Below are 8,344 nucleotides of genomic sequence, written 5' to 3' on the forward strand. Positions count from 1 at the left end.
ATTATGTTGCGTTCACTCTACATACAGAATTATGCACTTATTGAGAAACTTGATATCAATTTTGACAGCGGTTTCTCGGTAATAACGGGCGAGACAGGAGCCGGTAAGTCCATTATTTTGGGCGCTATCGGCTTGTTGTTGGGACAGCGTGCCGATGTGAAGTCTATCCGGACAGGAGCGTCGAAATGCGTTATTGAGGCTCGTTTTGATATATCAGCCTATGGTATGCAGCCTTTTTTTGAGGAAAATGAGTTGGAATATGAAGAGGAGTGTATCCTTCGCCGCGAGGTGTACGCCTCGGGCAAAAGCCGGGCGTTTATCAATGATACGCCTGCCTCTCTGGCACAGATGAAGGAATTGGGGGAGTTGTTGATTGACGTACACTCCCAGCATCAGAACCTGTTATTGAACAAGGAAGGTTTCCAGCTGAATGTGTTGGATATCCTGTCGCATAATGAAGAGGTTTTGGCTGCCTATCAGTCTGTGCATAAGGAATGGAAACAGGCATTGTACGATCTGGAAAAAATCATAGCAAGGGCAGAACAGGATAAGGCGGACGAAGATTACATCCGCTTTCAGTTGGAACAACTGGAGGAAGCCCGTTTGTCTGAGGGTGAGCAGGAAGAGTTGGAACAGGAGGCGGACACTTTGAGCCATGCGGAGGAAATCAAGGCAGGGCTGTACCGTGCCGGACAAATCCTGTACTCGGATGAAGGCGGTCTGCTTTCCGGACTTAAAGACTGCCTGAATACCATGATCGGGTTGCAGAATGTTTTTCCGGTAGCCGGTGAACTGGCCGAGCGCTTGGAGAGCACTTATATCGAATTGAAAGATATTTCGCAGGAAATCTCCGGTAAGGAAGAAGAAGTGGAGTTCAATCCGGCACGCCTGGAAGAAGTGAACGAACGTCTGAACCTGATTTATACACTTCAGCAGAAACACCGTGTCTCTACCATCGGAGAACTGTTGGCTTTGGAAAACGAGTATGCCATGAAGCTTTCGGCTATTACTTCGTCGGAAGAAGATATTGAAAAGTTGAAGGCGTCTTGTGATGTCCTATATAATAAGGTGAAGAAGCAAGCGGCTGTATTGACGAAAGCCCGTACCGCTGCTGCGCGTGAGGTAGAGAAGCAGATGGCTTCCCGCTTGGTGCCGTTAGGTATGCCCAATGTACGTTTTCAGGTGGAGATGGGAACTCGTAAAGAGCCGGGCATGCATGGTATCGATACGGTCAATTTCTTGTTTTCCGCGAATAAGAACGGCACTCTGCAGAATATATCCTCAGTGGCCTCCGGCGGTGAGATAGCCCGTGTCATGCTGTCCGTCAAGGCAATGATAGCAGGGGCTGTGAAACTTCCCACCATTGTATTCGATGAAATAGACACCGGTGTGTCCGGTGAAATAGCCGACCGTATGGCGGATATAATGCAGGAGATGGGCGAGAGTAACCGTCAGGTGATCAGTATCACCCATTTGCCTCAGATAGCGGCCCGCGGACGTGCCCATTACAAGGTGTATAAGCAGGACAACGAGAAAGAGACCAATAGCCATATCCGCCGTTTGACGGATAATGAAAGGGTAGAGGAAATAGCCCACATGTTGAGTGGTGCCACCCTCACCGAAGCCGCTCTGAATAATGCCAGAGCATTATTGGGAGGAACTTGACGGGTTATAAGTAATTAATTATAAGCGATGAGTAGCAGAAACCTCAGTCGCAAATCGTAAATTGTTAAATCGTAAATAGACTCATGGTTGATAAAAGTGAAATGATTTTCGGTGTTCGTGCCGTAATAGAAGCCATTCAGGCAGGAAAAGAGATAGACAAGATATTGGTAAAGAAAGATATTCAGAGTGACTTGTCCAAAGAGTTGTTTGCTGTCTTGAAGGGAACGTTGATACCTGTACAACGTGTTCCGGTAGAACGTATCAACCGCATCACGCGTAAAAACCACCAAGGGGTGATTGCCTTTACCTCTTCAGTCACTTATCAGAAAACGGAGGACTTGGTACCTTTCCTTTTTGAGCAGGGCAAGAATCCGTTGTTTGTGATGCTCGACGGAATAACCGATGTACGTAACTTCGGCGCTATTGCCCGCACCTGTGAATGTGCCGCCGTGGATGCGGTGATAATTCCTGCCAAGAACAGCGTTTCCGTAAATGCCGATGCGATGAAGACTTCGGCAGGTGCCTTGCATACCTTGCCTGTCTGCAGGGAACAAAGTCTGAAAGGGACCTTGCAGTTCCTCAAGGACAGCGGTTTCCATATTGTAGCCGCTACGGAAAAAGGGGATTATGACTATACCAAGGCGGATTATACCGGACCGATGTGTATTATCATGGGAGCTGAGGACAAAGGGGTATCTTATGACAACCTGGCTTTGTGTGACGAGTGGGTAAAGATTCCTATGTTGGGAACCATCGAGTCTCTGAACGTGTCCGTTGCTGCCGGTATCTTGATATATGAAGCTGTGAAACAAAGAAATAATGCAAATCAGTAGTTAAGTAGAATAGACTATTGTACTTAACTACTTGACTACTAATGATAGAAACGAATGATAACTACTTTAACTACTGCCGCGCATAAATAATGAAGATATGAAGAAGATACTTTTGACGCTCACCCTCTGTTTGTTGGCTCAGTGGGGTGTAGCTCAGGCACCCAAATGGGTGGAAAAAGCCAAGCGTGCCGTGTTCTCGGTGGTAACGTACGACCGGGAAGATAAGATACTGAATACCGGAAACGGCTTCTTTGTGACGGAAGACGGAATTGCCTTGTCGGACTACAGCCTGTTTAAGGGTGCGCAGCGTGCTGTGGTAATAAATTCCGAGGGAGTGCAGATGCCGGTGGAAGCAGTGATGGGAGCTGACGACATGTACGATGTGGTCAAGTTCCGTGTAGGTATTTCCGGTAAGAAAGTTCCTGCGCTGACTTTGGCTACTGCTTCTCCCTCAGTAAATACCGAGGTCTGTTTATTGCCATATTCAACTCAGAAGGATCGTTCCTATACGGCCGGAAAGGTAAAAGAGGCAGCCAAGATCGCCGAGAAGTATTTCTATTATACCCTTGACATGCACTTGAAGGATAAGATGGTCAGTTGTCCGGTAATGACTGCCGACGGGCAAGTGTTCGGACTGGCCCAGAAATCATCCGGACAAGATACGGCTACTGTCTGTTATGCCATTGACGCCAACTTTGCGATGGCACAAAATGTCAGCGCTTTGTCATACGGAGATATGGCATTGAAGGGTATCGGCATCAAGAAAGCTTTGCCGGATACGGAAGAACAGGCGTTGGTCTTCCTTTATATGGCTTCTTCCCAATTGGCTCCGGAGAAATATATGGAAGTGCTGAATGACTTTATATCCCTGTATCCCAACAGTGCCGACGGCTATCTGCGCCGTGCCTCCCAACAGCTGTACCTGTCGGTGGATGAAGCGTCTATGGATAAGGTGGCAGCGGATATGGACAAGGCTCTGGAGGTGGCTCAAAAGAAAGATGATGCTTACTTCAACCGTGCCAAGATGATTTATAACTATCAATTGGGGAAACCGGAAAAGGTTTATAAGGACTGGACGTTGGACAAGGCTTTGGAAGAGATAAGAAAGGCGATTGCCATTGAGGAACTTCCCGTCTATGTTCAGCAGGAGGGGGATATCTTGTTTGCCAAGCAAGACTATCCGGCAGCCTATGCAAGCTATGATAAGGTGAATAAATCCAATCTCGCGTCTGCCGCTACTTTCTTCAGTGCAGCCAAAACCAAGGAAATGATGCAGGCGCCTGCTGAGGAAGTGCTGGCTCTGATGGACAGTTGTATGGTCCGTTTCACGGAACCCTATACGGAAGCGGCGGCTCCTTATTTGCTGGAACGTGCGCAAGCCCGCATGAATGCCGGACAGGCGCGTAGTGCCATGCTGGATTACGATGCTTACTTTAAGGCTGTGAACGGTAATGTCAACGATTTGTTCTATTATTATCGTGAACAGGCTGCTCTGAAAGCGAAGCAATACCAGCGTGCATTGGACGATTTGGCAAAAGCCATTGAGTTGAATCCGAAAGACTTGACCTACCGTGCAGAGTTGGCTGTGGTCAATATTCGTGTAGGGCGTAACGAAGATGCGCTGAATGTTTTGAAGGCTGCCTTGGAGGTAGATCCGAAGTATGCCGAAGCTTACCGCTTGATGGGCATTGCGCAGATTCAGATGAAGCAGAAAAGTGAAGCTTGCGCAAGCTTTGCCAAGGCGAAGGAATTGGGAGATACAAATGTGGACGCATTGATTGAGAAGCATTGTAAATAAGGAATAAAAAATAAAGGCTCTGTTTTCTCAAGCAGGGCCTTTATTGGGGAAACTCCCCCTTTTTTCCACATAAAGTTAAGTCTAGGTATAAACAGGTTATGAGTGAATTTCTTTTGTGTATTTGTTTAATAAATGCACGGTATTTTGAAATACTGCATCCGCTTTGGAACTTTTTTATACCGGATCACATAATAAACTGATTATTAATTTAATAAATTTAGAAAACAATGAAAAATGTAATTTGCAGCCAGAAGGCACCGGGTGCTATCGGTCCTTATAGCCAGGCTATCGAAGCCAATGGAATGGTGTTTGTTTCAGGTCAGCTTCCTATTGATGCAGCTACCGGTGTGATGGCGGAAGGTACCGAAGCACAAGCCCGCCAATCTTTGGAGAATGTGAAGCACATTCTCGAAGAAGCAGGGTTGAGCATGGCAAACATTGTGAAAACCACCGTATTCTTGGAAGACATGTCACTGTTTGCTGATATGAACAAGGTATATGCCACTTATTTTGACGGTGCTTTCCCCGCACGTTCGGCTGTTGCCGTGAAAGCGTTGCCCAAAGATGCCTTAGTGGAGATTGAGTGCATCGCGGTTCGCTAATAAATCAGCCACAATAAAACTGCTGCCTCCTACGAAGATGAAATCTTCCGGGAGGCTTTTTTGTTGCGCAGCCCGTACGGCGGCAGGGACATCCGGGTAGCAGGAACCTTGAAGTCCGGCACCGGAAGCAAGTTCTTTCAGTTCGGTTTCCGGTAATGCCCGTTTCACGCTGGCCTTGGTGAAATAGTAAGTGGCTTCTTTGGGAAGCAGGGCCAATACGCCCCGGATATCCTTGTCATTCACCATGCCCATTACGATATGCAAGTGTTGGTATGGCTGTTGCCTGAGTTGCTCCACGATGTAGGAGATGCCTCCCACATTGTGCCCGGTGTCACAAATCAGGGTAGGGGCATCCTGCAATTTCTGCCAGCGCCCCATCAGTCCGGTCAGTTCGGTGACATGGGCAAAGCCACTGCGTACGGAAGACTCATCCAGGTGGAAACCGGCTTCTTTCAAAAGCGGGAGAGCGGTGAGTACGGTCCGGGTATTCTTTGCCTGGTAGAGCCCTTTCAACTCGCATTCCAATCCAGGATAGTCTTCACGGTCATTCTCTTCTGCGAAATAGATGGGAGCTCCTGCCTCATGCGCCTTTTGCAGAAACACGGGTCTGGTTTCAGGGGTAGTCTCTCCAATGACCACAGGAATTCTCTTTTTGATGATACCGGCTTTTTCCCCTGCGATTTTCGCCAGTGTATCTCCCAGGAACTGGGTATGGTCGAAACTTATGTTTGTAATGAGGCATACGTCCGGCAGGATGATGTTCGTGCAGTCCAGCCGTCCTCCGAGCCCTACTTCGATGACGGCTACATCCACTGTCTCGTCGGCAAAGTAGCGAAAGGCCATGGCGGTGGTCAATTCAAAGAAGGAAGGATGCAGAGGCTCGAAGAAGCCACGCTCTTTTTCCACAAAACGGATGACATATTCTTCCGGTATGGACACCCCGTTGACGCGGATACGTTCACGGAAATCCACTAAATGCGGAGAAGTATATAGCCCGACCCGATAGCCCGCTTCCTGCAATATGGCGGCAAGGGTATGGGAACAGGAGCCTTTCCCGTTTGTTCCTGCCACATGTATGCTGCGGAAGGAACGATGCGGATGCCCGAAATGCGCGTCTAAAGCCAGTGTGTTCTCCAGTCCCTCTTTGTATGCCGAGCCACCCACTTGCTGGAACATGGGTACACTGTTATATAAGTATGTTAAAGTGTTCTGATAGTCCATCTTTTATAATATTTAACAAGGATGCGATCCTTTTACCACGATTATTTGTTTATCTTTAGAGACAACAAAGATAGCGTAAACCGAAATCAATACAAAAGAAGCTTGCTTGTTTTTATTAATGAGGCGCAGCCTATCTTATCTGAAGATATAAACTATTTAAATCTATCGAGTATGGGAGCTAAGAAAAACTTTGTGATTGATACGAATGTAATCCTTCACGATTATAATTGTTTGAAGAATTTCCAAGAGAATGACATCTATCTTCCCATTGTAGTCCTTGAGGAACTGGACAAGTTCAAGAAAGGCAACGAACAGATTAATTTTAATGCGCGTGAGTTTGTCCGCGAATTGGACTTGATTACCGATGACAATCTTTTCACTAAGGGCGCTCCCTTGGGCGAAGGCCTGGGACGCCTGTTTGTGGTAGCCGGTAAGATAGATTCTCCCCGGGTACAGGATTCTTTTCCCGAGCGTATTCCCGACCATCAGATATTGGCTGTAGCGGATTGGCTTGCGGAAAAGAAACCGAAGATGAAGTCCATCCTTGTCACGAAAGATGTGAATTTGCGCATGAAGGCGCGCTCCATCGGTCTGCTATGCGAAGACTACATCAACGATAAGGTAGTGAATGTAGATATATTCGAAAAGTCGAGTGAAGTGTTCGAAGGGGTTGATCCTTCCTTGATAGACCGCATTTATTCTTCAAAGGAAGGTTTGGACATCCATGAGTTTGATTTCAAGGATATTGTTCGTCCCAATGAGTGTTTTGTCTTGAAAAGTGACCGCAACAGTGTGCTTGCCCGCTATAATCCTTTCACCCATTCTGTTTGCCGGGTGAACAAGACCAAGAACTATGGTATCGAGCCGCGCAACGCCGAACAGAGTTTTGCTTTCGAGGTGTTGAATGACCCCAATATCAAGCTGGTGGCTTTGACGGGTAAGGCGGGAACCGGAAAAACGTTGCTTGCCTTGGCAGCCGCTCTTGGCAAATTGGCCGACTATAAACAAATTCTTCTGGCACGCCCCATCGTGGCTTTATCCAATAAGGACTTGGGGTTCCTGCCCGGTGATGCCAATGAAAAGGTGGCTCCCTACATGCAGCCTTTGTTCGATAATCTGAATGTAATCAAGCACCAGTTCGCCTCCAATTCCAGTGAGATAAAACGCCTTGAGGATATGCAGAAAAGTGAACAACTGGTGATTGAGGCGTTGGCGTTTATCCGCGGGCGTAGCCTGAGTGAGACCTATTGTATCATTGATGAAGCCCAGAACCTGACTCCACATGAAATAAAGACTATCATTACCCGCGCAGGTGAGGGTACGAAGATGGTGTTTACCGGTGATATCCAACAAATTGACCAACCCTATCTGGATAGCCAGTCCAACGGGCTTGTCTATATGATAGACCGCATGAGAGACCAGAGCCTGTTTGCCCATGTTAATTTGGTGAAAGGTGAACGTAGCCAGTTGAGCGAACTGGCGAGTAACCTGATGTAGGTTGAGTGAGAATTTGTAGCTTGTAAGCTTTCTGTCCCGTCTCTTCTCAAGTTCTGGGAAAAGACGGGACAGTTTCATTGCGGACGATAATTTTTTATTATAACATTTTTTTATCTATTTGTTGCTCCCTTTTGCCAAAATAGTGTATCTTTGCCTCGCCTAAAAACAAAACTGTCAAGCGAAATGAAGCGAAATTTTTTTCATCGGTATCTTTCTGCAAAGGTGTTGCCGATATGGACTATTCTGTTGATTGATGTATTTATCATCGTCATATCCAGTCTTCTGGCTTATGCACTCCGATATGATTTCAGAAGCATTTTCCTGGAATCATCCACTATTGATAAAACGATTTTATGGACGGTTGTTGTCAACCTTGTCTTTTTCCGGGTTTTCCGTACCTACTCCAATGTACTGCGTTTTTCCTCTTTTGTGGATATCATGCGCATTTTTGTTTCATTGACGGTGTCGTATGCACTGCTGATGATTGCCAGTGTCTTGGCTGAGAGTTATATGAATGTCAATCAGGCTCCGGTCAGCGTGCTGTTCATGTCCTATATTATCAGCTTTGCCATGATGGCCTGTTCCCGTGTGGTTGTCAAGACGTTCTTTGAGGCCATGAACTTTGACGGTACCCACAGCGCCAACGTTTTCATCTACGGTGCCAAGGAAGCGGGCGTGAACATCGCCAAAGCCTTGCGTGTGAACCTGCGTAACCACTACCGCCTGCG

The 8,344-nt window shown here is 47.0% G+C and carries 7 protein-coding genes; 6 read left to right on the forward strand and 1 reads right to left on the reverse strand.

All coding sequences use genetic code 11. The annotated features are described in order from the left end of the window. The first annotated feature begins 3 nt into the window (after positions 1 to 3). The 4 genes from recN (at position 4) to HMPREF9446_RS04300 (ending at position 4,898) form a co-directional block, all read left to right on the forward strand. A complete protein-coding gene (gene recN / locus HMPREF9446_RS04285; RefSeq protein ID WP_009124194.1) occupies positions 4 to 1,665 on the forward strand; it encodes a DNA repair protein RecN in 1,662 nt (553 codons plus the stop codon). Positions 1,666 to 1,748: 83 nt separating this feature from the next. Further along, positions 1,749 to 2,498: a 23S rRNA (guanosine(2251)-2'-O)-methyltransferase RlmB gene (gene rlmB / locus HMPREF9446_RS04290; protein ID WP_009124195.1), complete on the forward strand. Its 750-nt coding sequence runs from the start codon at positions 1,749 to 1,751 to the stop codon at positions 2,496 to 2,498. Positions 2,499 to 2,595: 97 nt separating this feature from the next. Beyond that, the gene (locus HMPREF9446_RS04295) at positions 2,596 to 4,296 is read left to right on the forward strand and encodes a serine protease (protein WP_009124196.1); all 1,701 of its coding nucleotides are present in this window, start codon (positions 2,596 to 2,598) and stop codon (positions 4,294 to 4,296) included. A 227-nt stretch (positions 4,297 to 4,523) separates the two neighbouring features. Then, positions 4,524 to 4,898, forward strand: a complete 375-nt coding sequence (locus HMPREF9446_RS04300) for a RidA family protein (RefSeq protein WP_009124197.1) — start codon at positions 4,524 to 4,526, stop codon at positions 4,896 to 4,898. Here HMPREF9446_RS04300 and HMPREF9446_RS04305 read toward each other — a convergent pair. After that, positions 4,866 to 6,119 carry a bifunctional folylpolyglutamate synthase/dihydrofolate synthase gene (locus HMPREF9446_RS04305; RefSeq protein WP_039968534.1) on the reverse strand — a complete coding sequence of 418 codons (1,254 nt, stop codon included), beginning with the start codon at positions 6,117 to 6,119 and terminating at the stop codon, positions 4,866 to 4,868. The two genes, HMPREF9446_RS04300 and HMPREF9446_RS04305, sit on opposite strands and share 33 nt — an antisense overlap. A gap of 171 nt (positions 6,120 to 6,290) precedes the next feature. Here HMPREF9446_RS04305 and HMPREF9446_RS04310 point away from each other — a divergent pair, with 171 nt between their 5' ends. Both HMPREF9446_RS04310 and HMPREF9446_RS04315 read left to right on the forward strand, forming a co-directional pair. Beyond that, positions 6,291 to 7,616 carry a PhoH family protein gene (locus tag HMPREF9446_RS04310; protein WP_039968537.1) on the forward strand — a complete coding sequence of 442 codons (1,326 nt, stop codon included), beginning with the start codon at positions 6,291 to 6,293 and terminating at the stop codon, positions 7,614 to 7,616. A gap of 183 nt (positions 7,617 to 7,799) precedes the next feature. Then, a partial coding sequence (locus tag HMPREF9446_RS04315) for a nucleoside-diphosphate sugar epimerase/dehydratase (protein ID WP_009124200.1) occupies positions 7,800 to 8,344 on the forward strand: 545 nt, incomplete at its 3' end.

Origin of the sequence: Bacteroides fluxus YIT 12057 (genome assembly GCF_000195635.1) — a bacterium.
Classification (GTDB): domain Bacteria; phylum Bacteroidota; class Bacteroidia; order Bacteroidales; family Bacteroidaceae; genus Bacteroides; species Bacteroides fluxus.

Coding starts and splice junctions, on each gene's coding strand:
- rlmB (WP_009124195.1), top strand. CDS start 1,749: ATGGTTGATAAAAGTGAAATGATTTTCGGTGTTCGTGCCGTAATAGAA.
- HMPREF9446_RS04300 (WP_009124197.1), top strand. CDS start 4,524: ATGAAAAATGTAATTTGCAGCCAGAAGGCACCGGGTGCTATCGGTCCT.
- HMPREF9446_RS04310 (WP_039968537.1), top strand. CDS start 6,291: ATGGGAGCTAAGAAAAACTTTGTGATTGATACGAATGTAATCCTTCAC.
- recN (WP_009124194.1), top strand. CDS start 4: ATGTTGCGTTCACTCTACATACAGAATTATGCACTTATTGAGAAACTT.
- HMPREF9446_RS04305 (WP_039968534.1), bottom strand. CDS start 6,119: ATGGACTATCAGAACACTTTAACATACTTATATAACAGTGTACCCATG.
- HMPREF9446_RS04295 (WP_009124196.1), top strand. CDS start 2,596: ATGAAGAAGATACTTTTGACGCTCACCCTCTGTTTGTTGGCTCAGTGG.